At 61.8% G+C, this 25387-nt stretch carries 20 protein-coding genes; 5 read left to right on the forward strand and 15 right to left on the reverse strand.

Annotated features, from left to right (window positions below):
* Nucleotides 1-57 precede the first annotated feature (57 nt).
* From nirJ to HBO24_RS02340, 3 genes are all read left to right on the forward strand, one after another.
* A complete protein-coding gene (gene nirJ / locus HBO24_RS02330; RefSeq protein WP_170059237.1) occupies nt 58-1236 on the forward strand; it encodes a heme d1 biosynthesis radical SAM protein NirJ in 1179 nt (392 codons plus the stop codon).
* A 67-nt stretch (nt 1237-1303) separates the two neighbouring features.
* Nucleotides 1304-2137: a uroporphyrinogen-III C-methyltransferase gene (gene cobA, locus HBO24_RS02335; protein ID WP_170059238.1), complete on the forward strand. Its 834-nt coding sequence runs from the start codon at nt 1304-1306 to the stop codon at nt 2135-2137.
* On the forward strand, nt 2134-3594 hold the full coding sequence (locus HBO24_RS02340) for a cytochrome D1 domain-containing protein (RefSeq protein ID WP_057436878.1): 1461 nt from the start codon (nt 2134-2136) through the stop codon (nt 3592-3594). Before cobA ends, HBO24_RS02340 begins: the two co-directional genes overlap by 4 nt.
* A gap of 100 nt (nt 3595-3694) precedes the next feature.
* Here the strand turns inward: HBO24_RS02340 and HBO24_RS02345 are convergent, their stop codons facing one another.
* The 3 genes from HBO24_RS02345 to HBO24_RS02355 form a co-directional block, all read right to left on the reverse strand.
* Complete coding sequence (locus HBO24_RS02345; RefSeq protein WP_115128346.1) at nt 3695-5137, reverse strand: outer membrane protein transport protein; 1443 nt, start codon at nt 5135-5137, stop codon at nt 3695-3697.
* 100 nt (nt 5138-5237) lie between these two features.
* On the reverse strand, nt 5238-5747 hold the full coding sequence (gene praB / locus HBO24_RS02350; protein WP_057436883.1) for an alkane oxidation protein activator PraB: 510 nt from the start codon (nt 5745-5747) through the stop codon (nt 5238-5240).
* Between the two features lie 818 nt (nt 5748-6565).
* Nucleotides 6566-8668 (reverse strand): EAL domain-containing protein, encoded by a 2103-nt coding sequence (locus HBO24_RS02355; RefSeq protein WP_170059239.1) that lies wholly within the window; start codon nt 8666-8668, stop codon nt 6566-6568.
* A 447-nt stretch (nt 8669-9115) separates the two neighbouring features.
* Here HBO24_RS02355 and HBO24_RS02360 point away from each other — a divergent pair, with 447 nt between their 5' ends.
* Together HBO24_RS02360 and HBO24_RS02365 are read left to right on the forward strand one after the other, a co-directional pair.
* Nucleotides 9116-9295 (forward strand): hypothetical protein, encoded by a 180-nt coding sequence (locus HBO24_RS02360; RefSeq protein ID WP_232544788.1) that lies wholly within the window; start codon nt 9116-9118, stop codon nt 9293-9295.
* A 32-nt stretch (nt 9296-9327) separates the two neighbouring features.
* On the forward strand, nt 9328-9666 hold the full coding sequence (locus HBO24_RS02365) for a DUF6388 family protein (RefSeq protein ID WP_057959356.1): 339 nt from the start codon (nt 9328-9330) through the stop codon (nt 9664-9666).
* On the opposite strand, the gene HBO24_RS02370 is transcribed toward HBO24_RS02365, so the two are convergent.
* From HBO24_RS02370 to tssE, 12 genes are all read right to left on the reverse strand, one after another.
* Nucleotides 9663-10544 (reverse strand): serine/threonine-protein kinase, encoded by an 882-nt coding sequence (locus HBO24_RS02370; RefSeq protein WP_262152841.1) that lies wholly within the window; start codon nt 10542-10544, stop codon nt 9663-9665. The genes HBO24_RS02365 and HBO24_RS02370 overlap by 4 nt on opposite strands.
* Before the next feature lie 141 nt (nt 10545-10685).
* On the reverse strand, nt 10686-14072 hold the full coding sequence (gene tssM, locus HBO24_RS02375; RefSeq protein WP_170059241.1) for a type VI secretion system membrane subunit TssM: 3387 nt from the start codon (nt 14070-14072) through the stop codon (nt 10686-10688).
* Nucleotides 14073-14087: 15 nt separating this feature from the next.
* Nucleotides 14088-14954 carry a type IVB secretion system protein IcmH/DotU gene (gene icmH / locus HBO24_RS02380; RefSeq protein WP_057436893.1) on the reverse strand — a complete coding sequence of 289 codons (867 nt, stop codon included), beginning with the start codon at nt 14952-14954 and terminating at the stop codon, nt 14088-14090.
* 4 nt (nt 14955-14958) lie between these two features.
* Nucleotides 14959-16290 (reverse strand): type VI secretion system baseplate subunit TssK, encoded by a 1332-nt coding sequence (tssK, locus tag HBO24_RS02385; protein WP_057436895.1) that lies wholly within the window; start codon nt 16288-16290, stop codon nt 14959-14961.
* Nucleotides 16277-16777 carry a type VI secretion system lipoprotein TssJ gene (gene tssJ / locus HBO24_RS02390; protein ID WP_057436897.1) on the reverse strand — a complete coding sequence of 167 codons (501 nt, stop codon included), beginning with the start codon at nt 16775-16777 and terminating at the stop codon, nt 16277-16279. The genes tssK and tssJ overlap by 14 nt, the downstream gene beginning before the upstream one ends.
* A 56-nt stretch (nt 16778-16833) precedes the next feature.
* On the reverse strand, nt 16834-17901 hold the full coding sequence (gene tagH, locus HBO24_RS02395) for a type VI secretion system-associated FHA domain protein TagH (protein ID WP_170059242.1): 1068 nt from the start codon (nt 17899-17901) through the stop codon (nt 16834-16836).
* A 15-nt stretch (nt 17902-17916) separates the two neighbouring features.
* Nucleotides 17917-18054, reverse strand: a complete 138-nt coding sequence (locus tag HBO24_RS29460) for a type VI secretion protein TagU (RefSeq protein ID WP_115128353.1) — start codon at nt 18052-18054, stop codon at nt 17917-17919.
* 67 nt (nt 18055-18121) lie between these two features.
* Complete coding sequence (locus tag HBO24_RS02400) at nt 18122-19648, reverse strand: sigma 54-interacting transcriptional regulator (RefSeq protein ID WP_170059243.1); 1527 nt, start codon at nt 19646-19648, stop codon at nt 18122-18124.
* Nucleotides 19648-22221, reverse strand: a complete 2574-nt coding sequence (gene tssH, locus HBO24_RS02405; RefSeq protein ID WP_170059310.1) for a type VI secretion system ATPase TssH — start codon at nt 22219-22221, stop codon at nt 19648-19650. Before tssH ends, HBO24_RS02400 begins: the two co-directional genes overlap by 1 nt.
* A gap of 2 nt (nt 22222-22223) precedes the next feature.
* Complete coding sequence (tssG, locus tag HBO24_RS02410; protein ID WP_170059244.1) at nt 22224-23240, reverse strand: type VI secretion system baseplate subunit TssG; 1017 nt, start codon at nt 23238-23240, stop codon at nt 22224-22226.
* On the reverse strand, nt 23204-24973 hold the full coding sequence (gene tssF / locus HBO24_RS02415; RefSeq protein WP_170059245.1) for a type VI secretion system baseplate subunit TssF: 1770 nt from the start codon (nt 24971-24973) through the stop codon (nt 23204-23206). Before tssF ends, tssG begins: the two co-directional genes overlap by 37 nt.
* Nucleotides 24963-25382, reverse strand: coding sequence for a type VI secretion system baseplate subunit TssE (tssE, locus tag HBO24_RS02420; protein WP_169989801.1), 420 nt, complete (start codon nt 25380-25382; stop codon nt 24963-24965). Before tssE ends, tssF begins: the two co-directional genes overlap by 11 nt.
* Between the last annotated feature and the right edge of the window lie 5 nt (nt 25383-25387).

Raw genomic sequence — 25387 nt, forward strand, 5'->3', positions numbered from 1 at the left:
CCCACCGCTAACGCAGCCTCGCAGGGCGAGACAGCTCTCCCACACAAGGACCACCCCATGCTTAGGATCAGTCATTACCTGCGCACCCTGGCCGGCCAATGCCCACCACCGCGCAGCGCCAAACCGGGCAGCGAGCGCGCGCCGGTGGTGATCTGGAACCTGCTGCGCCGCTGCAACCTGACCTGCAAGCACTGCTACGCCACCAGCGCCGACAGTGTGTTCCGCGATGAGCTGGATACCGAGGCCGCGCTGAAGGTGATCGACGACCTGCACGACGCAGGGGTCAAGGTGTTGATCCTCTCGGGCGGCGAGCCCTTGCTGCGCGATGACCTGTTCCAGCTCAGCGCCTATGCCCGCGCCAAGGGCTTTTTCGTGGCGCTGTCGAGCAATGGCACGTTGATTGACGAAGGTAATATCCAGCAGATCGCCGACGCGCGCTTTGACTATGTGGGCATCAGCATTGATGGCTTGAAGGCCACCCACGATGCATTCCGCCAGTGCGAGGGCAGTTTCGAGCGCTCGATGCATGCCATCAGCCTGTGCCGCCAGGCTGACATTCGTGTGGGCCTGCGCACCACCCTGACCCAGGAAAACCACGCGCAGTTGCCGCAACTGCTGGGGCTGATGCGCGAATACGATGTGCAGAAGTTCTACCTCTCGCACCTCAACTACAGCGGGCGCGGCAAGCGCAGCCGGCAACTGGACGCCCATCAGCAGATGAGCCGCGACGCCATGCTGATGATCTTCCAGCAGGCCTGGGACGACGTCCAGAACGGCGTGGCCAGCGATTTTGTGAGCGGCAACAACGACGCCGACGCCGTGCTGTTGCTGCAATGGGTGCATCAGCATTTGCCGGAACACTACCCGCAACTCGAACACCTGCTGCATGCCTGGGGCGGCAATGCCTCGGGCAGCGGTATCGCCAATATCGACAACACCGGCGAAGTGCACCCGGACACTTACTGGTGGCAACACTCGGTGGGCAATGTGCGCCGCACCTCGTTTCGCGAAATCTGGCTGGAACGCCCCGACCCGTTACTGCTGCGCCTGCGCCAATACCCGCGGGAGGTCGGTGGCCGTTGCACCGACTGCCGCTGGCTGAACATCTGCAACGGCAACACGCGCACCCGCGCCTGGGCCGACGGCGATCTCTGGGGCCCGGACCCCGGTTGCTACCTCAGCAACGCAGAAATCGCCCGCACCCCGCCCACCTTGATTCCTTGCTCGGCACGCTGAACCACCGGCCGCTCACCTGGTGAAACAACCGGGGAGCGCCAACCTGATGATGAACCAAGGAAGTCTCATGCACTCAACCTACGCCTTACCCTACGCGCTGCACAGCCCCTTCCACCCCGGCGAAGTCGCCCTGGTCGGCGCCGGTCCCGGCGACCCGCGCCTGTTGACCCTGCACGCCTGGAGCCTGCTGATGCAGGCGGATGCAGTGGTGTTCGATCGCCTGATCAGTGCCGAGTTGCTGACCCTGATCCCGCTGACCTGCGCCCGCCATTACGTGGGCAAGGCCAGCGGATATCACAGCCTGCCCCAGGAGCAGATCAATGAATTGCTGGCCGAACTGGCTCAGCAAGGACAGCGCGTGGTGCGGCTCAAGGGCGGCGACCCGTTCGTGTTTGGCCGCGGTGCCGAAGAGCTGGAATACCTGTTGGCGCAAGGGGTGTCGTGCCAGGTAGTGCCAGGCATCACCGCAGCATCCGGCTGCAGCGCCTATGCGGGCATCCCGTTGACGCACCGTGATCTGGTCAACTCGTGTCGCTTCGTCACCGGGCATTTGCAGCGCGACGGTGAGTTGAAATTGCCCTGGGACAGCCTTGCCGACGGCAGCCAGACCCTAGTGTTCTACATGGGCCTGTCGAACCTGGCGATGATCGCCGAACGCCTGATCGGCGCCGGGCTGTCCGCCGAGACGCCGGCGGCGCTGATCTGCAATGGGGCCCGCGTCGACCAGCAAGTGCATCGCGGCACCCTGCGCCAACTGCCGGCCCTGGCCCTGATGTGCGAGCCCGGCGTGCCGACCTTGACGGTGATCGGGCATGTGGTGGATCTGTTTGCCGATGCGCCCCTGCACTACCCCGCCAGCCTCGCGCCCGCTCACCTCGCGCGGCCCAGGGTGGCAGTATGAAGCGCCTGTGGCTGGTGCCGCTGCTCTGGGCCAGCGCCGCCCACGGTGCGCCGGATGCCGCCGCCGATTACCAGCAGCATTGCCAGAGCTGCCATGGCCTCAACCGGGTCGGCAGCACCGGCCCGGCGTTGTTGCCGGAGAGCCTGGGACGGATCAAGCCGGCCGAGATTCGCCAGGTCATCGAACACGGGCGCCCGGCCAGCCAGATGGCGGCATTCGCCGGTCAACTCAGCGCGCAACAGATCGACGGCCTGGTGACGTTCCTGCAACAGCCGCCCGCCACGCCCGCGACCTGGAACGAGCAGAGTATCCGCAGCAGCCACCGCCAACTGGCCGACCTCAGCCAACTGCCCAGCACCCCGCAGCATCACGCCGACCCGCTGAACCTGTTTGTGGTGGTGGAATCCGGTGACCATCACATCGACATTCTCGACGGTGACCGTTTTGAGGTGCTCGACCGTTTTGCCTCGCACTTTGCCGTGCACGGCGGGCCGAAGTTTTCCCCGGACGGGCGCTTTGTGTACTTTGCTTCGCGCGACGGCTGGATCAGCCTGTATGACCTGCATAACCTCAAGCTGATCGCCGAGGTTCGCGCCGGCCTCAATACCCGCAACCTGGCGGTGAGCAAGGACGGGCGCTGGGTGCTTGTGGGCAATTACCTGCCGGGCAATCTGGTGGTGCTGGATGCGCGCGACCTGTCGCTGGTCAAGACCCTGCCGACGAATTCGCGGGTCAGCGCGGTGTACACCGCACCGCCGCGCAACAGTTTTATCGTCGCCCTCAAGGATGTGAATGAGGTCTGGGAGTTGTCCTACGCGGCCGCGACCCCGAGCTTCGAGCCCCGGCGCATCCAGGCCCAGGATGTGCTCGATGACTTTTCCTTTTCCCCTGACTACCGGCAACTGCTCGCCACTTCGCGCAAGGCCGGTGGCGGGCAAGTGATCGACCTCGACTCCGGGAAGGTGGTCACCGACATCGCGCTGTCGGGTATGCCGCACCTGGGCTCGGGGACCTACTGGCAACGCAATGGGCAGTGGGTGTTTGCCACGCCGAATATCAGCAAGGGGCAGATCTCGGTGCTGGACCTCAAGACCTGGAAACTGATCAAGGAAATTCCCACCCTCGGGCCGGGGTTCTTTATGCGCAGCCACAGCAACTCGCGCTACGTGTGGAGTGATGTGTTTTTCGCACCCGGCAACGATGCGATCCACTTGATCGACAAGCAGACCCTGGAAATCGCCCATACCCTGCGGCCCATGCCGGGCAAGACCGCAGCACATGTGGAGTTCACCAAGGATGGGCGCTACTTGCTGTTGAGCATCTGGGATCGCGAGGGCGCGTTGATCGTGTATGACAGCCAGACGTTGCAGGAGGTCAAGCGGATCCCCATGAACAAGCCTTCGGGCAAGTACAACGTGGGGAACAAGATTGAGTTTGCGGAGGGGACTTCGCATTGATGGGGGGCTGGATGGCTGGCGACAGTGCCGTGCCAGCCAATAACGGCGGTGACTGAAGGGCCGCCATCGCGGGCAGGCCCGCTGCCACACGGGATCTGGATCAGAAGGCGTAGGTAGCCCCCAGGCTGAGCACTTCGCCCTTGAGCTGGGCCTTGCCGTCCAGCGACGCCGCGCCAAGGCGATCAACGTTCTTGGTCTTGAGCTTGACGGTTTCTACAAACTGCCGTGAATAGGCACCGTCGATACTCAAGCCCGGAACCGCCCGGATGTTGTAGCCAAACCCCAGGGACGCAAATATCCGATCGCCATCAGGAATCCGCGGGTCACGGGTGGAGTTGGGGGTCGGGGTCTGGTCAAAGGCCACGCCGCTGCGCAGGGTGAAGTCATCGGTGAGTTTGTAGTCGCCGCCGAGGGCGTACATCCAGGTGTTCTTGTAGTTGTAGGGAATCGACACCAGGGTGCTGCCATCCGACTTCAAGGTCAGGGCCTTGAACGATGACCATTGGGTCCAGGTGGCACTCACGCCCAGGGTCAGGCGGTCGGAGAACTGGTGTACCCAATCCAGGGAGGCATTGGCCGGGATGTCCAGTTGGGCCGAGGCATTGGCGCCACCGGGATACAGATGCAGGCCTGGATAGGCCAGTTCGACCAGGGTCTTGCCATCCAGCACAGGGGTGGTCATGACATCTCTGGAGAGTGCATCGGCGTAGATATTGTATTTGCCCTCCAGCTTGTTCTTGATCTTGGCGTGGTAGTTCAGGCCCAAGGTATCCCGGGAGGTCGGCTTCCAAGCCATACCGGCAAACCAGCCCAGGGAAGTGTTGTCGACTTTGACCCGCATCAATGCCAGGCCCTGGCCGGCGGGAAACGGCGTGTAGCCCAGGTCCGGCGACTGCGCAGCGGCGGCGTAGAGGTCAACGTTCTGGCTTACAAAGCCTGTGGTGTGCTGCAAAATCCCCCCGCCACCGATGGAGAACTGATCATTGACCTTGAACGACAGCGAACCGGTCAGGCCCACGGTTTCGATTTTGGTATCTACCGCAAAGTCCCGGCCCTTCCAGTCCTCGTCCCACGTCGTGCGGGCCCCCATGGGCACCACCTGGCTCAGGCCAAAGGCAAAACGTTCGTTGATCGGGACAACCGTAAAGCCCGTCGGTGCCCAGGCTTCAAACCCACCCTGGCCACCGTCTCCGGTGCGCGGCGTCGAGGTCGGCAGGCCGGTATCAGGATCAAGGACCGTAATGGATGCGGGATTGCCCGCGTAGTCATACGCCGAGCCTTTGTACTTGATATCGATATTGGCGTAGTTGAGGGTGAACTGCGAAACGGGCCGGTCGATAAAGGCCATCGCCGCCGGGTTGTTGAAGGCCGCTGATGGATCGTTCCTGAACAGCGAACCGCCACCGAACGCCCGGCCCCAGCCTGCGGTGTTGGCAGTCGGCGTCATGAACCCGCCGGCCTGGACCGGGCACGCCGCAACCGTCAGCCCACCCAACACTGCCAGGGCAAAGAATGCCAGGACCTGCTGTTTGTTGTGTTTCATGCACCACTCCGTCGTATCGTTACCCACCCCAGCAGGTGCCTCGAATAAGGCACCTGCCTTTCACGGGTGATCAGCCCTTTGCACTAGCAAGCGCGATGGCTCAAGGCGCCACGCTAAGGCTCGGGACCTTGACGGTCAGGGACTGGACGGCGCAGTTGCCGGAAAGCGGCTGGTTTTTACCGGTCAACGTGCGAGTCGCCTGGTTCCACTCGCCATTGAGGGTACCCGGGCCGCAGTTGGAGGAAGGGAACGCCACGGTCCAACCCACGTTTGAGACGGTGCCGCTACCGATGCCGGTGCTCGCGTTATAGCTGGTCGCGGTCAATACCCAACCCGGAGACGGAACGTTTTTCATCTTCGGCAGATTGCACAGGCCACCGCCAGTGAGCGTTGCCGAAGTGATGGTGGCTACGCCTGCGGATACATTGCCGCCGAAAGTGACGCCGCAGGTAATGGGAGCCCCGAAGGAAGATGGCGACGTTACAACAATCGTGCCTGCCTCAGTGGTAAATGGACCTTCCGGAATAATCGACACGGCGCTGGCCATGGAAGCCGCCCCGAACAACAGAGCAAACGAACTTACACGAACGAGGGCTTTCAAACTTTTCATTATTTTTCCTCACATGGATGGCGAACTATTTCGCCGGGGTAATGGCCATGAGCAAGAGTTCACATTGAAGCTGTGACACCCCCTCTCCGACCAAATCTCAATTCAAATAACGGTATTAAATCGCTTATCAATCCAGGAACCTTTTTGAACTTACAAAACCCCGAGCAGCTCTGTTTTATTAGCACTCGATAGTTTCTGGCTTGCCGGACACTTACATAGGGCACGCTGCATCTTTATTTAACGCCACATACACTCAGTAACGTCCCTAACCCCAAGGCAGACAAATTTCTGGCAATAAGCGTTTGTGAGCCCCATCGACTCCGAAAAAACCCACGACATTCAGATCAAGCAAGACGATGCGGGTACTGCTACACCCACTCCAGGGGCCCTGCCGGGTGGGCATTGGCGACAGGTCGATACTGCACGACTTGATTAGCCCTTTGCCAACACCTTCCATAAAGAACATAGATACAGAGCAGTGCCGACATCAAACAAGGCCCCAAGCAAGTACGGAAACTTAAACTAGAAAATTGCGCCTAAAAACATTGCAGACAAGTCAATCGCCTCCACAAGAGCCTATATTTAGAAATTTCTTTTTAAAACTCGTATCAAATAATCTACCTGAAAAAATTACTTACGCCAGAGGGGCACCCTCCATTTACGAGAAGTCCTACGCAACAGCTTTATACTCGTAGGAAAGTCGAATAACTCGAACCACCGGCCAACTTCGGCGCAAGCGCCGGCGCACGGGAAGTCAAGGCTCAATATAGAGTGGAATTATTTGCAGGACTTATTTGTAGGATCAATGCAAGACGTGGCTATGCACCGGCCTCATCATTCATCTTGACTGCCCGCTCGCGAACAAATCGTTGCACCGCGTCGCCGGGCAACGCTTTGCTGAAATACCAGCCCTGGATAATCAACTCCGCCCCGGCGTGCCCCCTGCCCGACTGGAGGAAGGCCAACTGCTCAGCGGTTTCCACCCCTTCCACCACCACCCCCAGGTTCAGCGCCTCACAAAAGCGCAGCATGCCGGTCAAGACCTGCGCGCCCTTGGGGTCCTGCTGGGCCACCACAAAACTGCGGTCGATCTTGATGAAGTCCACCGGGAACTGGTGCAGGTAACTCAGCGCCGAAAACCCCGTGCCAAAGTCGTCGATATAGACCTTGGCACCAATGGCCTGCAGCTTCTGGATCATCTGCCGGGTCGCCTGGATATCGCCCACCAGCGCATCCTCAGTGATCTCCACCGACACATGGCCGTGGGCCAGGGAGAGGATGTCCACCAGTTGCCTGCCATAGGCGGGGTTCGTCAGGGTGGCGCTGGAGACATTAATGGTGATCGGTAGGGCAAAGCCGATTTTCTGCCACTTCTGGTACTGACGCACGGCCTGGGAGGCGACCCACACGTCCACGTCCGGCATCAACCGGGCATGGGCCAGCCACTGGAGGAACTCCCACGGCGAATGCACCTTGCCCTGGCTATCGCGCGCGCGCATCAGCGCTTCACAGCCGGTGCACAAACCCGTCAGGGAGGACACCTGGGGCTGGTACTCCAGGTAAAACTCGTAGTCGCTGATCTGCTGGATCCTGCTCAATGCACTGGCCTGGCGTGCCAGCGCCCGGTGCGCGGTCAGCACTGGGTCCAGTTCCAGCAGACGCCCTTTTTCTTCGAGCCCGCGAAAGGTCATGTCGAAAGACTTGAGGTAAACCGTACCGCCCTCCACCGCCTGCCGATGAATCGCGCGGACATAAGGCGCATAGACCAGTATCCCGACTCCCAGCAGCACCAGTTGCAGCGCCACCGCAGCCAGATCGCCCTGGGTACTCAGGTAGGCGTTGAGCAGCACCGGCGCGGTGAACGGCACGCTGGCCAACGCTGGCGAGACCCAGCCGGCCTGCACCACCAGCAATGCCAGCACCGTATTGATCACCGGCACGGCTAAAAAAGGGATAAACAGGCGCGGGTTGAGAATGATCGGCAAGCCAAACAGCAGCACTTCGCTGACGTTGAACAACGACAGCGGCAGGCTGGCCACCGCCAGCAACCGCATGGACTGGCTCTTGGAAAACAGCAGAATCGCCAGCAACAGGCACAGGGAACCGCCAGCCCCGCCAATAAAGGCAAAGCACCCCAGCAGACCGCCATTCAACGCATACAGGACGGGCTCCCCCGCCGCCAATGCCGCGCCATTGAGTATCACTGCCTGGTCCAGGGCATCAAACAGCGGCTGGATCGCGTACACGCCATGGATGCCAAAAAACCACAGCAGCGAATTGATCGCCGTGACAAACACACCGGTGCCATAAGGGGACTGCAGCGTATCGAGCATCACCGGGCCCTGGAACTGCGCCACATGAGCAACCTGCAACAGCAACGACAACGTCACCACCAGTAGCAATGCGGTGATTGCTCCCGGTACCACCATGTTGATCGTACCCCTGAGGTTGTGTCCCACCAGGTCTGCGTTGACCAAACGGGTCCAGCGGTAGCGATGCAGCCAGGCAATCACCGGGACATTGATCAACGGCGAGGCGATGGCAATAAACAGGACAAAGGTTGCCGACGCACGTGGATAGTCTCGCAGGACAAAGGAGGCAATGACCACGTGTGCCAGGCACAAAAACGCTACTGGCAACTGCGCTAAGCGGTGCTGGATTGCCAGCATATAGCCGATGGAAGCGGCCACCAGCAGCGGGATCACGGAACTGATCTTGGCATGCAGGCCGGCCAGGAATGCCACGACCGGCGATGGGAAGTCGAGAATGCGGGCGCATTCGGACAACAGCAGAAAACCCGCCGAGACCAGCAAGCATGGCAAGATCCATAACAGGCCTTCCCGGATGGCTCGCAGCGACTCCGTGCTTGCCAGGGCTGCCAGGCGTTGGGTGAAGAACAGCTTGAACAGCGTCTGCGCCATGACTATCTCCCTGCCCTCGGGCCATCACACCGGTCTTCAACGAGGGCTTAACGCTACACGGCCGGGCCCCGAAAATGAAAGGATTTTGCCGCGTTTGGCATCGATGCGTCGTCCTGGGATACCAGCAGACGTGCAGACAAGGGTGTAATTTCCTACGCTTTTTGAAACAATACCGTGCTTGAGGGCCTTGCTGCCCACGCGGGTACCGCAGGTTTTCGGAACCAACTGCCACCCGCTCATGTCATGAGCTGTACGGGTCTGTCGACCCGCAGGCCGGCATCGAATGACTCGATCCGCAGGCCACGTTTACACCCGCAGGCATCGGTACGCCGACTGACCCAGCGTTCTCAGGGAGATGTATTGAACATGCAACGCAGGCTTACAAATCGTGCGCGACCTCTGGTTTTCACCGTAGGGCTTTGGTTGTGTGGGGTCGCTGTACTGTTTTTGATCAAGGCCGCCGTTGAAGCCGTCGAAGGGCCTATCAGCAAAACCTGGATCGACTTGACCCTGGTGCTGACCGCCTACCTGTTTTTTTTCTTGTTGGATCCACTGCAACAGTGGACAGCCAATCGGCTGCGTAAACGTGCCCGACGCAAAAGCCGTTACGAACAAGCCTCGTCCTGAGGTCGCGCAACCTGTATTTGCGGAGTCCCCCCTTGTCTGAACCTGGCGAAAACCTTCAGCTTGCCCTGGATATATTCCTGAGCCAGCACCCCGATCTGCGCACCGAACTGGACACGCTGAACCCCTTGGCGGCCCAGGCCAAGCGGGAAACCATGGCGCAATACCGGGCCGAGCGCCTGCATGAGGCCTTTGAGGCCGAGGCAGAAGCCCGCAACCTGTTTGCCTGGGAACTGACACTGCAACTGATCAGCCAGTCGCCACAGGAGTTCGAGGCCAAGCGCCTGGAGGTTCACAAGGAAGTGGCCCAGATGGCGGGCCTGGAGTGGGCTGAGTATTGTCAGCTGCATGGTCTGGCAGACAGTTCACCTTAACGGGCAGCGAACCAGCGGCCCACCACCGAATGTTCACACTGCATCGCCACCTGCAACTCGTCGAGGGTGATAGTTCGCCGCTGCGGGTCGCCATTGAGCGCTATTTTCAGTGCCGGCCAGCAACGCCGGGGCAGTTGTCGCGGAGGCGCCAGTCGCGCGCCTTGTGTACTACGCCTGCCCAGCGCCAGGTCATACACCAGACACGCTGCACCATAGACTTCGCTACTGGCTGACAGGGGTGCGCCGTCCAGCAGTTCCGGGGCGGCATAGGCCGGTGTCCAGGCAGTGAAGCGCTGTGGGTTCAAGGCCGGCAGCCCGGACAGCGGCGGCGCAAGCGCCTGGGCAAGGCCAAAGTCAAACAGGCGCACCCCGTCATCGTCCAACATGACATTGCTGGGCTTCACATCGCCGTGCAACACACCTTGTCGATGGATGTAACCCAGCGCGTCCAGCAGCCCCGTTGCAATACGCCGCAGTTCTTGCCAAGGCACCCCGCGCGGGCAGTCGAGCAACAACTGGTCCAGGGTCGCGCCACTCATCAGCTCCATGGTGAAGAACGCCACTTCGCTCGCCGTATCCACATCAAACGAAAACACCCGTACCACGCGCGCGTGCCCCAGGCTGCGGGTCAGGGAAAACTCCTTGTAGAGCAGCAGGTGCGCATCCTGTGACTGGGCAAGGCTTTCACCGAGAACCTTGAGTGCCACCAGGGGCCTTGGCTCGCCGAATTGCTCGTGAAGCAAATCACGGGCGCGATAGACAATACCCATGCCCCCTTCCCCGAGCACCCGTTCAAGGCGATAGCGGCCGCCCAGCAACATCGGCAGCGGGCTCGATATGAGCGGGGCACAGGCGCCAGGCTGGGGCTGGTTTTCCATCATGCTTGCATCACCAGGGCCGTCAGATTATCCCTGGCCTGACCACGCAACACCCCGTCGAACCCGCGATCCAGCATCAATTCGGGGGTTCCGGGTTCAACGCCTCGCCCATTGCGTTGCGGCAGGTGTCTTGCCATGGGCTCATAGTTGCTCCGGTATGCGGAAGGTCCGCCACGTCGACATCTCGAACGGGTTCGGCGTGCGCTGGCTGGTCAACAGATAATGGGCACGCAGGCCGCCGATGTCCGCCTTGAGCAGGCGCGCATCGCGGCCATTCGAGGGTTCGCCTTGCAGCAAGTCAAACAGGCGGAACAGCGACCATGGCCCGCTGTTTTTCTCGATGCCCATTGGCCGTTGCGCCATACCTTCCAGCACCAGGCTGCTGCGCCCGTCCTCGGTATCGGTGGGCCACTGGAACAGCATCGGGACAATCGGCCCGTGGCGGTATTCCATCTGTTGGTCGCCGAACCGCAGGATCGCTCGACTGACCGTGGGGTCCAGGCTGTATGGCGCCAGGGTAAAGCGCACCCCCGGCTCACTCGGGTCATCGGCGAAGAACGCCTGGCGTATGGTGCGCGCCTTTGCCAGTTGGTCCAGCAACGCCCGCGACATCGGCAGGCTGCGGCCATCCAGGCTGCGCAACCGATAGCGGTCGCCGTCCCCCATCACAAAAGGCCGCAGGTCGTCGTCAAGAAACCGCGCCATCACCCCTTGGGGCTTGAAGAACTCGCGAAAATCATTCAGGGCCACGTCGCTGCTGGCATGGGCGCTGAACGGGTAGCGTTGCTTGATCGCCGAAGCATAGAACCCATACACCTCACTCTGATAGCGCCGGTTCAGGTGGCGGTAGGCCTCGTCAAGCACCAGGCGCCAGGTGTCATCAGTGACACCCGCGAGCCAGCCGTTGAGGGGAGCCGGCAGGCGCGCCGTAGCATTGCGCAGGTTGCCCAGGGCGTCCTGTTGTCCCTGCATGCGCCGCTTGACCAGCTCAAAGGCGGCTCGTTCAGGCCGGTTCTCCCGCCCAAGGGCGGCCAACTGCAGATGCACCTGGTTGAGGGTTTGCAGCACCTGGGACAATTCTGGCCCAGGGTTGTCCTGCTCATCGAGCAACTGATGCAGTGATTCAAAGCGCCGCTGCACTGCGCGCTGCGGGGTGTCGGGCAGCCGTTGCGTGACACTGTCCACGACCGCCTGGACCACCGGCGAACCCGACTGAAGCGCCTCCAGGCGTTCGACAGGGCTTGAAAAACGGGTGTTTTCCCGGACCTGCTGCAGCAACTGCAACAACGGTGAACGGGCTGATGTCAGGCCCGCCAGCTGCTCGGCAATTTCGCGGGGGCTATCGTTTTCCTGCAAGCGCACCTGGGCCAGCGCCGCCCCCCAGGCCTGGGCATAGTCGCTGAAATACTGTTGCTCCAGCTCGATCATCAGTTGGCGCAGGCCCATGGCACTCAGTTCTGTGCCCTCCCCCAGTACCCAGTTATCACGCACGATGGCCGCGACCATCCGAGTGCCCTGCACGGCAAAGAACTGACGGTAGCCCTGCTGGGTGAAGAAGCCAGGAATGGGTTGGTCAATGCCGGCGAACACTTGCTCCTGGGGGTCCAGGTGTTGCGCGAAACGATAGGGTTCAAGCTCGCAGCCCTGTTCACGCAGCAGACGGTAGATCACGCCAGCCAAAGGTTGCGCTTTCAAGACCTGGCGAGCCTGGGCCACCAGGGTTTCGTTGAGGGGTGCCACAAAGGGTTGCGCAAGCAATTGTGCAAAATGTGCATTCAAACGCTTCTGCAGGGCAGTGTCGCCAGGGTAGCGCAGCGACCATAGCTCGGCGACGCGATCCATCAACCATTGTGTGTCCCGCCGCTCAGGCAGATTGAGCATCAGATAGGCCCGCAGGCTGAGAAGCAACTGCTGACGGTCGTGCAAGTTGCTGCGCACCTGCTCCTCCAGCATCTCGCTGACCCGTGCCATCAGGTGCTGGAGCAATGCCTGGCGGTAGGCGGTGTCCAGCACCGGGCGGCTCCTGTCACCTTGGTACAAACCTGAAAACTGCAACCATCCCGCGCCTTGCGGTGCCGGAAAAACCTGCGTGGCCGCCCATCGACGGTCCAATAGTGGAACTATCGCCACGCTCGGGTCTTCTGCCGCCTGCCGAGGAGCCGGAGACCGCGCCAACTCCCGCAGTTGTTCCAGGCGTTGATGATTCTGCGAATAGCTGTACATCCACAGCGAACCTGCGCCGCCGAGCACCAGCAAGGCAGCCAGGGCCAGGCCTCGCTGGCGCCGGCGGATCTGCGCGCGCTCCCGGTGGTCCAGGCCGGCCAGGTCGACCTCGCCGAACACCACCCGGCTGAACAGGCCCTGGATAAACCGTGGACGCTCACCGGCGCTGGTCAAGTAGAAACCGCGCAATGCGTTGACGCGCTGGTAACGATGGGCAGAAAACGCCAGTTCGGTAAACAGACACAGACGCTCGCCGATCTGCGCCACCTGCCGAGGAAAATCCACCATACGCCCGCGGCGCTCGCCGCTGCGCTCCAGATGCAGGCGCTGTATCAGTTCCCCGCTCAAACGCTGCAGCACGGCTTCAAATGCCTGGCGCACCTGGGCAATATCGGTTCCCGCCGTGCCGGGTACGATGGGCTCGCCCAACAGACCGTCGCTGCCCTGCCCCTCCGTTCGCTCGAAGAACTCGACAAAACCGGGCAAATGGTCCGCCTGAGTCAGCACCAGATAGACCGGTAACTCCACATGCAAGGTCTGCTGCAGATCGTGAAGACGGCTGTTGAACTGGCGCGCGGCAACGCTCAGGTCCTGCTCGCTGCCATTGAGCAGGGTATCCACCGACAATGTCAGCAGCACGCCGCTGAGCGGGCGCGCACGGCGCCGGGCTTTCAACAGCGTCAACAAAGTCGCCCAGCCGCCACCATCGACCTCACTGTCGGCATGGGTCAGGTAGCGCGCCGGGGTGTCGATCAGGACCCCCTCATCGGCAAAATACCACTCGCAATGGGGTATTGCGCCGGCAGTGTGGGGGGCGCCGCAATCAGTCCGGTCCAATGGCAGTTGCATGCCACCCGCCTGCAACAGGCAGGTCTTGCCACTGGCGCTGGCGCCCATCACCAGGTGCCAGGGTAATTCGTTGCGCCAACGTTCGCTGCGTTTGCCATAGCGCCGCGCTGCCTTGAGGGTGTGCAGCGCTTCCTTGAAGCGGCCACGCACGTTGTGCTGTTCGTGCTCCACAAGGCCCTTGCGGGACTTAGTCGGCGCCTGGTCCGGGCCGCAAGCCTGTGCGGGGGATTGTGCGGGGGTGCGCCGCTGGGCAAAGACCATTGCCAACCCCCAGGCCAGGAACAAGCCGCTGACGGTCAATAAGCGCGATGTCGCACCGAGCCAGAAGCGCTTGTCATCGACCGCCAGGAGCGGCCCGAACCGCCACACGGTCCACGCCAGCAACAGTACCAGCAGCAAGCTCCAGACCCAGGTCAGACCCAAGGCAGAGGCCAGCATTTTGAATAGATTTTTCATGGATCGCTCCCTGCGCTACTGCGGTGTCCGGATGATGTCGGTGGTGGTCGGCAGATAGGCTTTGAGCACGCTCTCGCGCTGTTCTCCAAGCACCCAGGCGAACCCTGAATACATGAGGGCCAGGCCCATTACGACGAAGACCCAGACCCAGGTTGCAGAAACAATGCGCATCGCCTGCCGGGGTTTGCGGCTGGACGGTGGCCGGGGCTCACTGGCCAGAGGCGCGTGGCCGCGCACATGGATGATCTGCCGGTATAAAGCGTCGCGAATGCCGTCCAATTGCAGCAGGCCACGCTCCATCACCCGATATTTGCCTTCAAAGCCCAGCGCCAGGCAGACGTACATCAACTCCAGCAGCGCCAGATGCTTGATCGGATCCCTGGACAATCGCTCAAGCAGCTCGAAGAATTTTTCACCGCCAAAGGTTTCGTTATGAAAGCGGCTCAACAGGCTCATCTGCGACCAGTCGCTCTGACTGCCCCAGGCCGTGGTCACCACCGCTTCGTCTATTACGCTACACAGCACGTAACGCGCCGCCGTGATCTGGCTGTCGAGGATTGCGTCGTGGCGGGCGCGGGTTTCAAACAGCGTAATGCCCGATGACAACCGATCATTGAGCGCGTGCAGGCCTTCACGGGCCGTGCCGCCCTTGAGCCGGACCACCTCCGACAACAGGTCCCAGGCCGCTGTCACCAGCGGGTTGAGCCCCAGCCTGAAGTGTTCTGCGCCCTGCAAATGGGCGGCGTACATCATCCGGTCCTCAAGCTGTTCAAAGCGCGGTGGTGCCTCGAAATCCGTGATGGCGCCCTGCGCCGGGCCAAATCCATGACGATCCAGCAGGACCGTCTTGTCATCCTGCGGGTATGTCCTTTCCATCGTCATCGGTTCAGTTCCTGATAGCCCAGAATTTCAATTCAAGATCGGCAAACTCGCCGCTGACATGGAAGGCGAATCCACCTGAATGTGCCAACTGCTCCAGGTCGCGGGGGCTGAGTTCGAGCATGAAATAGGTTTTTTCGGCATGGAAAGGAATCTGCCGGGGCGCCACGGGCAACGGCTTGACGCTAATGCCAGCCAGGTGCAGGTTGACCAACTCGCGGATCCGCTCCACCGGCCCGATTTTCAGGTGCGCCGGCAACCGCTGGCGCAACACCTCCGAATCGCTGCGGGCACTGGCGGCCACAATGAAGGTCGCAGCGCCCAGCAGATTCAGGTCGTTGACCGGACACACCAACACCCCGTATTGACGGGGCTGCAGCACCAGCTCAATGGCGTGCTGCTCGAGTACCATCGACAACACCGCACGAATTGCCGCCATCAGCTCACGGAAGCTCGGTCCCTGCTCGCTATGTTGGTAGCGCCCATCAAAACCGGCGCGTTTGGTAGCGCTGGAAAACGTCGAAAGCTCCCCCAGCAACGCCAGTAGAGCCTGGTACAACACGTCGGGGCCCAGGCGGGTCTGGTCCAGATAGTGGCGCAGGATCAACTCCGTACGGTTGATCAACTGCAACATCAGGAAGTCCCCCATCTCGGCCCCGGCCGCCTGGCCAGCGTCCTGCAAACGCTCGGCAATCGCGTCCCCGCGGAACGCCAACAGGCTGACCACCTCCTTGAGGCAGGACAGTAAAAAGGGCGACCCATGAAGGTGCATGAACGTCGGCGAGAACAGGCTGTCGAGGGCTACAACGCCCTGGCCGTTACAGTCTAGGACCTGTGCGACTTTGAGCCTGACGTAGGTCTGGACGTCATGGTCGTCGCCAAGCAGCAGGCGAAAATCCGGGCGGGCGCAGGTTATGGCGCAGCGTGTGTCTTCGCCGGCATTGGCGTCTCCCACTTCCACTTCGTACGCGGTGTAGCGCGCCACTACATCAGCTTGCGCCGGGCGGCGAACCTCGACGGCATTGCCGGCAACCATCGGCAACGCCAGGTACACCGCCTGGCTGCCGCTGTTTGGAGGAATTTCCAGCACCAGCGGCGCGCTCAGGTCACGCATATCGAACAACGTCCCATCAGGCAGCACGCCACTGGCCTGGCTGACCACCACCTTGCCCATCTCGAGATACTGCGGGTCGATTTCCAGGGTCAGGAAGCCCCAGGCATAGCCCTGTGACAACTGGCTGCGGCGGGCCAGTTGCTGGTGGTAGTAACGGTCGTTGTGCTGCAGATGCTGAGGGCGCAACAACATGCCCTCCTGCCAGGTGACTTTATCGAGCAGCATGTGAGTCACCTGCCTGGGCCGGCTGCCAATCGGCTGCGCGCACGCCCGCTTCATCGAACAACAGTTCGATACGGGTCCGCGAGCCAACGGCCAACGGCACGACATAGCGCCAACGTGCCTGGGGCAAATCCCGGTAGGCCGCCAACACCCCGATGTAGCGGCCGCCCGACGTTGCCCTGAGCTTCAGCGGGACCTGCTCACCAGGGCGCAACTCCCATTCTTCGCTGCTTATCAGGTCCTTGGGCAAAGTGCTTTCGGCACGTCCATACAGGCTGAAAAAATCCGCGTTCTCGAAGGCCACCGGATTGCTGAGCTCCAGCAAACGCACCACGATAGGCGACGGCCGACCATTCAGATCCGGGTTGACCTGATCGCTGGCAGTCAGCGTCAGGTCCAGCTTGGTCAGCTTCGAATAGGGGGACAGGTTGCTGCAACCGGGCAACAGGCCCATCACAGCGAGTAACAGAACAAAGGTGAAGCGTGACATGGGGATCATCCAGAACAAGTACTGTGAAGGGTGGAAACCAGGCGCACCTGCTCCCGTTAGGCGTTGGCAAAGTCCTCGCTCAGTAAGCGCTCACTCCAGCCTTCGTCCTCGACCAGGCGCTGATAATGGCGCAGGTAGGCGCGCCAATAGGCGCCGCTGGTGGGGAGCCGCGGCGTGTTGCCCTGCTGTTCGAAACGCACCAGCAACTGGCCCGGGGCAAACGCCGCCAGTGCGCCGCGCACGGCGGCACGACAACCCGCGAGCACCGCGACCTGATGCACCTGCAAATCGCGGTAAGCCTGGATAACCGCCAGTTCGGCTGGCAGCCCCTGCCGCTCACCGCCCAACATGGCTTCCAGGGAATCGGCACCGCCCATCAAGGGAGACCGGTCGCTCGGACGCCCGAGCGAAGCGCTCAACTCACTTTTCAACTCTTCGTGGGTGTGCTGGTTCTGCTGCAACCCTTCGACGGCCTGCCTGAGCAAGCCCGCGACCTTGATTGCCAGCGCTTGCCGCTCTGGTTCGTCGAGCGGGTCCAGGCACACGCCCAGCGCCTTGGAAAACGCCCCCCAGAACTGCGCGTGGTCGTTGCCTGCCGAGGGGCTTTCTGCCGCTGGTGCAATCTGCGGGGCAGGCTCTACCAGGGTCGGCACAGTCACATGCTGGCGCTCGACCGTGCAGGTGTCCGTCCAGCGCGTTTCCTCTGACTGCTGGGCCTGGCCGGGCATGGCATACAGCGGATCCAGCTGCAGGAACGCGTCATCCGGAATCAGGTTGTCGCTGTGACTCGCGGCGCCAGCCACCGCCACCAACTGCGTGCGAATATCAAACGGGCCCATCCGAAACACCATGCCTTGACCAATAGGCCGGGCCTGGCCCTTGCGCAAGCGCACGGCGCTGTCCCCCAGGCAAATGCCATTGCTGCTGATGTCCGTCAGAAAGTACTGATCGTCACGAAAGCTGATCAAGGCATGATGATTGGACAACTGACGGCTGGGATCGGGAATGACCCAATCACAATCGGCACCACGGCCAATCACCCCGCCGGCGCCGTCAAACACTTTGTTGCGGGTCGAGCCGGGCATGCCTTGCCAATTGCCACAGATCTCAAATATCAACTGCATACGGGGCCTCCGGGCTTATTGCGGGTACTGGTCGGGCCGCGGATCTCCCAGCGGCCGATATTCATCGTCGTCAAACACGTAATTTGCCGTACAACCACTCAGCACCAACATCAGCAGAACAAGGACTAATACCTGCCACCGAGAAACAATCATCACGCCTCTCCCATTGAAATAAATCCGTCCGAGCGCAACAGCCGGCGCCTGTCAGTCAGGGCTGGTGTCATTCAGCGCTCCCCCTTGATGCTTCACCGAAAGGGATATTCAGCCGCGCCAGGCGGTACAACAGGGTGCGCCTGGCGACTCCCAGCTCGCGGGCGGTGCGGGTGCGATTGCCGCGATTCTTGTGCAGGCAATCAATCAGCAAGCCACGTTCGACGCGCTCCAGGCGTTGGCGCAGCGTTGCGTCGCTGGCCTGTGTGGAGGACGCCAATGGCAACGACAAATGTTGCGGCAGGATCACCCCGTCGTCGCACAACAACACCGCGCGCTCCACCAGGCACTTGAGTTCGCGCACGTTGCCGGGGAAGCTGTGGCTGGACAGTTGATCCAGGGCCTGGTCCGACCAGGACACCGGTGCTCGCCCCTGGGTCGCGCAGGCCTGGCCCGCAAAATGGCGAGCCAATTGCCGTGCATCGCCTTCGCGATGGCGTAGGGTCGGCAGCTCGATTGGAAACTGCGCCAGCCGGTAGTAGAGGTCCTCGCGAAAGCTGCCCTGGGCCACCATTGCAGGCAGGTCGCGGTGGGTGGCGGCAATGATCCGTACATTCACTTTATGGGCGACGCGGGCGCCCAGCGGGCGTACTTCGCCCTCCTGCAATACCCGTAACAACTTGGCTTGCAGTGACATCGGCATGTCGCCGATTTCATCGAGCAGCAACGTGCCGCCGTCGGCGGTATCGAACAGCCCCGGTCGGTCCCGGTCGGCGCCTGTAAACGCGCCTTTGCGATAGCCAAACAGTTCGCTTTCCAGCAACCCTTCCGGGAATGCCGCGCAGTTCTGTACGACAAAGGCCCTGGACCGGCGCGGGCCCATGGCATGGATCGCCCGCGCGACCACCTCCTTGCCCGTGCCGGTCTCGCCGCGCAAAAGCACGGTATAGGTACTGTCCAGCACCTTGCCGATCAGGCGGCAGGTCTCATCCATCGCCGTACTGTTGCCGATCAGGCCGAGACTTACGGGATGCAGCACGTTTTCGAGTACCGAATGGGTCGGCGGCGGGCAAGGCTCCGGTAACAGCGACCGCTGGCGCAGCGCAAACACCGCCAACTGCCCCAGTGTCATGGCATACCCCTGCAGGTCGATGCTGCGCTCGGTTACGCATATCAACACGCCCTTCACAGCAAGGTGGCGATGGGTGATGGGGACGCACAGCAACGATTGCCAGGGCGCCGGGCCCGACGGAATAAAAGTCGTGTCATAAATGCTGTCTTGCAGGCCGCGGATGCTCAGGGGGCGCTTGTGCTCCAGGGCGAACTGCAGCAATTGCTGGTGCTGCTGATCAGCTGCTGCACGTGCGCCGATATCCCCAGGCCCTGCATCTCGCCGGTATTCGGCAGCCAGCACCAGACCACGGTCGCCCTCATCTGCCAGGTACACCTGGCTGAGCGAGCACTGGCTCAACTGCACGGCGGCATGGGCAAGTTGGCCAGGCATACTTGCCCGATCGCTGTCGATGCCCATGTGCAAGAGCCACTGCACCAGCTGTTCGGCAGGATCAAGCGCCTGTGACAACGGGTTCTCCCTCATCACGCAAACTCACAGATTACGTGACCGTCGCCATCCAGCGTCCCGTGGGCACGCTGCAGATGCTCGTCTCTGGCCATTGCCTCAAGCAGGCGATCGACGACCAGGGGCAATAGATTGGCGTCGATCCATTGATCGACATACCGCGCCCCGCTGTCGCTGTGGGTACAGCGCTCTGCCAGGTAATCGACCAGCCGCGGGCAATAGCTGAACGCCAACTGGCGCTGCAACAAACGCTGAGCCAGGCGCTGTAATTTGCTTTCTACCAATTCCCGCAGCACCGCTCCGTCGATCGGGTAGTACGGCACTACGCGCATACGGGCCAGCAGCGCCGGCTTGAAGTGCTGCTTGAGCAGCGGCGCAAGTGCTTCCTGCAACGCTTGTGGGGTGGGACGCGATGTAGCCCGGCACAGGTCGATGGTGCATTCGCTGCCCAGGTTGGAGGTCATCAGGATCAGGGTGTTGCGAAAATCGATCTCACGTCCCTCACCGTCATTGGCCCGCCCTTTGTCGAAGACCTGATAGAACAGGTTCATCACACCGGGGTGCGCCTTCTCGACTTCATCGAGCAGCAGCACCGAATAGGGCTTTTGCCTGACCGCTTCGGTGAGGACGCCGCCTTCGCCATAGCCGACATACCCGGGCGGAGCACCTATCAGGCGCGACAGTGAGTGTGGCTCCTGGTACTCGGACATGTTGATAGTGGTCAGGAACCGCTCACCGCCATACAACAGCTCGGCCAGGGCCAGTGCCGTTTCTGTCTTGCCGACGCCACTGGGGCCGACCAGCAGAAAAACGCCCACGGGCGCATCGGGGCGGTTCAGGCCTGCCGCAACCGCACGCATCGAGCGATCCAGCGCCTGTACGGCGTGCGCCTGGCCAAGAATGCGCGCCCGCAGATCGGTGGCGAAATCGCGGACCTGGGTGCTGTGCTCGCAGGCCACCTGGCTCAGCGGAATTCCCGTCCACGCGCTGACTACTTCCGCCACCAGCCGTGGGCACACTTCGAAGCTGACCAGGCGCTGGTGAGATTGCTCGGCCAGCAGACTGCCGTGGGCCTCGCACAATTGCTGCTCAAGCACCTCGATTGCCTGCCCCGACTGACGGGCCTGGCTCACCTGTATGCGCAGGGCCAGTATCGCTTCGGCCCTCTCGCGCTGGCGCGTCCAGCACTGCTTGAGGTGCTCGTGTTCGCAACTGATGGTTTGCAGGCGTGCAGCCAGAACCTGCAGCGCGCCCGGATCTATAGGTAACCCAGCGTCCCTATCGCGGCAAAGCGCCTGGTGCTGGCCGGTGCTTTCAGCCAGTTGCGCCGCCACGGCCTGCAACGCCGGCGGGGCTGTCACCAGGCTGATGCGCACACGGGCGCAGGCCGTATCGAGCAGATCCACGGCCTTGTCGGGTAACTGTCGCCCCGCCAGGTAACGGGCAGACAACTGCGCGGCGGCAACCACGGCGTCATCGCGCACGTACACGCCATGGCTGGCTTCATACACCGCAGTCAGACCACGCAGGATGATCACTGCGTCATCGACACTGGGCTCCTGGACATGCACCGGCTGAAAGCGCCGGGCCAATGCGGGATCCTTTTCGAAGTATTTCTTGTACTCCGACCAGGTGGTGGCGGCGATGGTACGCAGCTCGCCACGGGCCAGCGCCGGCTTGAGCAGGTTCGCCGCATCGCCGCTGCCGGGCGCGCTGCCGGCACCGATCAAGGTGTGTGCCTCGTCAATAAACAGGATCACCGGCACCGGTGAGGCATTCACTTCGTCGATAACGCCCTTGAGCCGCCGCTCGAACTCGCCCTTGATGCTGGCACCGGCCTGCAGCAGCCCCATGTCGAGGACCAGCAGGCGCGTATCCTTGAGCACCGGCGGCACCTGCCCACAGGCGATCTGCCGGGCCAGCCCCTCGACCAGCGCAGTCTTGCCGACACCGGCCTCACCGACAATGATCGGATTGTTCTTGCGCCGACGCGCCAGGATATCGGTCAACTGGCGGATTTCTGCGTCGCGGCACAATACCGGGTCAACCCGCCCCTCTAAGGCTTGCTGAGTCAGATCATGGGTGAAGCGCTGCAACAACGACTCATTGTTGGCGCCGGCTGTCCCACGGGAACCCTCAATCTCGGCGCTCAAGGCGAATTCAAGCAGGCGCTGCGCATCGAGGCGCGCCAGCAGCACCTGATAACGACTGCCTGCGTGAGACTGTGGGTTACGCAGCAAGGCGAGGATCAAGGCTGCGTCACCGACCTGGGATTGCGCCAATTCCAGTTGGGCAACCGCCAGCGCTTGCTGCAACCATTGCACCAGCAACGGCGCAAACACCGGATTGCGTGAAGTGCCCTGGCCCACCCTGGGCTGCAGGGTGGCTTGCAACTCGCCCTGTTCGACACCGGCATCTTGCAGCGCGCGCACCAGCAATCCTTGCGGGTGCTCCAGTAGCGCCAGCAACATGTCCTCCACCAGGACTTGCGTCCCGCCCCGGGTCACACAGCGTTCGGCGGCACGCTCCAGGTCTCGGCGAGTGTGCGTCGTCAACACGCGAATCAGTTGTTGCAAGTCCACATTCATCATCGTCATCCGTTTCTAGCGAGTTTATTGGCCAGGGTGAGCACGCCATCCGCGCGCGCCTGCCCCATCCAACTGGTCCATCCCAGCCGGCACACATTGCGCTGGCCTATATGCAGCGCCCGCACCTCCTCAGTACGCAGCACCAGACGCAGGTCATAGTCCAGCGGATCGCGCACGGCGAAACGCACCAGCGCGCCAAGCGGAGAGTGGCTTGCGCCGGTGGGCAGAAAATCATGAAACCGCTGCCAGTCGAGGTTCTGGATATGCACCCTGAACTTGCCGGCACGGTCGACGACCTGCCGCCCCAGGACCAGGTTCTGGCCCAGAAGGCTGCTGGCCTGGCCCAATTGGTTGCGTTGCCTGCGGGCAATCACCACCTTGCGCTTGACGCACTGTTCGATCAGCAACTGCGGGTGCTTGAAGTAGTAACGCAGCACCGTTTCGATAAGCGTCGCCGAATGGGCGCGCATACCCAGCAACCCCAGGTAGGGCAGCAGGCGTTTCCAGTCCAGTTGCGTCGCGCCTCGAACGGCACGGCCGCCCAGGCCTATCAGGGCGAACATCTGCTCGGAAAACGGATCGCTGGCTCCCGCCCGAAAGCACGCCCGGTAGCGGTACTTGCGCCACAAAGGCAGCATCAACCGATGCAGGCGGTGGTGAAACAGGTCGAGAAAGTCGCCGACAGGATTACCGCCCGCCCGTTCGGTCAATGCGTGTTCACCATAAAACGCCGGCAGTGGCGAATTCGCCCCCACCAGTCCCAATACGTTGAGGCGCAAACGTGCGCGCAGTTGCCCGCCCTCGACAAAGAACGTCACCCGGTCAATATCGTTGCCGGGAAACCCCAACCCCGGGTTGGCCTGGAACTCCAGGCGTTCATACAGCGCCTCATCGCCCAGGGACGGATGGGCGTCACGCAAACGCTCGATCACCTGCGAGATCGCCTGGAACAGCGAGTACTCGCGAATGGTCCGCGACAGTTCGGTTAAAGCAGAGCCTGCAGTCCCATCCGGGATGGCCATAGGTACACCTCTCCTTGTGTGCTGGTAACACGCAGTTCGTGATACGAGTTGAGGCTCGCATACAGGGCAAAAAACTCGTTGAGGACTGAGGCAAACACAAACAGGTCGCCCTCTCCGAGGAAGTGCTGGAGGTCGACGGTCAGGTCGATTGCCACACCTCGAATCGGCAAACCGCCGTGTAATCTGTCAATCGGCCGCTGGCTGATCGAGCGCAACCCGCCCAGCCTGCGGATGCTGACTTTTTCCGCCTGGCGATCGTGGTAGCGCGGCAGGTCATAGGTCTCGAGCACCACTTTCAGCGCATTGATATCGCTCAGGGACAGGTAGTTGAGCGACATGTTGCTGATCAGCTTCCAGAGAAAGTCGCTGTCCAGCGGGGGCGCAATGCCAGGGGTGGCTGCCGTGATATTGCTGAAGGACAGGAATTCGGGTGTTTGCTCGCACGCTTGATTGATGTCACCGATACGCAATTTGCGTGGCAAATCATGGTTGGTGCAGGTCATCTCGACAGACAGGGTTTCCTGATCACCGGACTGGCGACTGCCAAAGCTCAGGTAGGTATCCAGCCCGCTGTGTTGCACGGAGGGCCGCTGGCGGATGCTGTAGCACGCGGTCTGCTCATCGTGCTCGAACGACTCGAATGGCACATACGTCTGGTAGCCCAGGCCACCCGGACGCCATCCCGTGACCTGGTCGACGGAGAACACCGCGCAATGGCCTGGCGCATAGTCAGCCCCCAGCAGCAGATACTCGTCCTGCCGGCCATCCAGTCGGATCGGCACTCCATCGTGCTTGAACAGGTTGACCACCGGCGTGCAAAACAGCTTCACGTTGTCCAGTGTGGGCTGCACCTGCTCGGGATTGCGCTGGCCAAGCTTGAAGCGCAACTCAACGCCCCGCACCTGTTTGAGCACGTCAACCGGCAAGGTTTGCAGAACATCCAGAGCACCGACGTCGACAAACAGATACTTCTCTGGAAACGCAAAATACTCCTGCAGATGCCGATACCCAGTGAACGCATTCGGCGGATAAGGCAGCAATGCCTCTGCTTCTGAAAAACCTGCTGGCTGAACCCCGCAGGCCGGCAGTTGCAGTGACCGCACCTGCCCGTCATGGGCCAGCAGCGGTTCGCCCTGGCCATCGAGTACCAGCAGTTCGATACCGTGCAGGTGGCGCAGCAGACTCACGTACAGCATCTGGCTGACGTAGCGTTCCCCGGCAAAATGCAAGCGCAGGTGCTCAAGCACCAGTTCGCCCATATGCCCTTCGGCGGTCATCTCCAGGCGCAGGCTCAACAAGGCCCCCTCCCCCTGGGCCGAGTAAACCAGCGCGCTGATTTGCAGGGGCAGCACATCCGTTGCGTAACAGGTGCGAAAACGGCAACGCTCACCGTCAATCGCCACACTTTCCACCGGCGTGTCCCGCTCGACCGTGACCGCCGGCCCGGCACGCAGCAGCGGTGCGAACTGCAACATGCTGAACGCGGGTAACGGGCGCATGTAGTTGGGCCACAACAGGTGCATCAGCGAATGGCTGAGCTCGGGCAACTGGTCGTCGAGCTTCTGTCGCAAGCGGCCCGTCAGGAACGCAAAGCCCTCAAGTAACCGCTCGACATCCGGATCCCGGCCACTGTCCCCGAGGAACGGGGCAAGCGCCGGATTGCGTTCGCAGAAGCGTCGCCCCAACTGCCGCAAGGCATTGAGTTCGCTCTGGTAATAGCGGTTAAAGGACACCTGGGGCGACCTCGACACGTCCGTTGCCCGTCAGGCTTGCGCAAAACACCACGTTCTGCACGACGCCGTCGATGGTCAACGCGCCCTGGATATCAAAGGCCAGGGCCAGCGGGTCGCGATCCCGTGGCAACGCAACGACCCGTACGTTGCTCAAGCGCGGTTCGTAGGCCGCGATAAACCGCTCGATCAGAAAGCGTGCCTGGCTGAGGGATTCGTGCAGGCTCAGACGCATGTCATTGAGGTCCGGCAGGCCATAGTCGGGCAGCGTCTGCACACTGCCCGCCCGGGTGCTGAGCATGTTGCCCAGGTGGGTGGCCACCGACGCGGCGACACAGGCGAGTGGCGTGCGCCCCGTCGACTGAGGCGCGGTGCCTGCAAGGCGCTCAAGGAAGCCGCTGTAGTGACTCATCTCAG

Origin of the sequence: Pseudomonas sp. WS 5410 (assembly GCF_012985645.1) — a bacterium.
GTDB lineage: Bacteria > Pseudomonadota > Gammaproteobacteria > Pseudomonadales > Pseudomonadaceae > Aquipseudomonas > Aquipseudomonas shahriarae.